This is a genomic window from Saccharopolyspora shandongensis (assembly GCF_900106995.1).
In the GTDB taxonomy this organism is placed as follows: domain Bacteria; phylum Actinomycetota; class Actinomycetes; order Mycobacteriales; family Pseudonocardiaceae; genus Saccharopolyspora; species Saccharopolyspora shandongensis.
The window spans coordinates 1-1,164 of record NZ_FNOK01000133.1; the positions used below are offsets into that span (position 1 = coordinate 1).

Genomic DNA, 1,164 nt, shown 5'->3' on the forward strand with positions numbered 1-1,164 from the left:
TCGAGGCCTGAAAGCAGACCGCCAGAAGATTTCGACATCGGACTCTCCTTTGGGTTTGAGCGAAACTCGTGCCATCGTTGCGACAGACTCAAGCACGGAAAATATTCGGCTGGGATTAGATGAGACCGGAGCGGATTGCGTACGAGACGGCGTGAGCCCGGTTGTGGAGGCCGAACCGCTTCATGAACTGGTAGAGGATGTTCTTGACCGTGCGTTCTGAGTAGTGCAGTTTGTCAGCTATTTGTTGGAGATCGAATCCTTCGGCGACGAGGCGGAGGACATCGATCTCGCGGTTGGTGAACCCGGAAGGGTTCAAGCCTTGCGGTGCGAGTACTTCGCGGTAGGTGCGCACGATTTGCTCGATGAGTGCGCCCTGCAGTGAGGCGGGGAAGTATCCGCCACCGCTGCCGACCGCACGAATGGCCTGCATGAAAGTCGTAGCGGAGAAATGCCGGCGCCACAGGACTGCGCGGACACCCCACTCCGCCGCTGCGGAGATGTCGGCGTGCCATCGATCGCCCACGATGAGGAGCAGGGGGGTGGCAGTGTCGGGCCTGAACACCTGCAGCTCCTGCATGGTGGACGCTTCGGCGGTTTCGATGGCGATCACGACAACATCGGCGTTGTCGCCGCTGGCCTCGACGAGCTGGGGGTCTCCACCCAAGCAGTTCGCCAGTCCCATGCGCGTAAAGTAATCCTGTGCGTGGATGGCCACGCGGATTTTCTCCATTGTTCTGCCCTGCATGACTATCCCCTGTTCTGGAAATGCCAGGGCGTCTCGCGACCAGAAAGCTCGGATCAGTCTTTCCGGGAGTTAGGCCTTCCGCGCGGCGAGCAGCTCGTTGCCATCGCGGGCCCCGACCAGCGCCGGAAATCCGCTTGATTGGCTGGACGCACCGGCCGCCCGCTCGCCCCACGCACGATCGCCGGTACCGAGAGCACCGTCTCCCCCTACGGATAGCCGGCGAACCCCGACGAATCCGCGAGACCGTAATCCACACAGCTCTGCGCGAGTCGTCATCGCCGCACCCGTCGGCGCCTGCAACAACAGATTGTCGCTGCCACTGACCTCATGCCAGGTCCCTTCTCAGTGGAAGTCGGCCGGAACCGGAGTGAAGGGCACCCGGCGCGTCCACTCCTGGATCGCCCGGCCAAGAACCTCGT

Annotated in this window: 1 protein-coding gene; it reads right to left on the reverse strand. The window is 62.2% G+C overall.

Annotated features, from left to right (window positions below; genetic code table 11):
- Positions 1–115: 115 nt before the first annotated feature.
- Positions 116–745, reverse strand: coding sequence for a response regulator transcription factor (locus BLW84_RS45935; protein WP_245761856.1), 630 nt, complete (start codon positions 743–745; stop codon positions 116–118).
- Between the last annotated feature and the right edge of the window lie 419 nt (positions 746–1,164).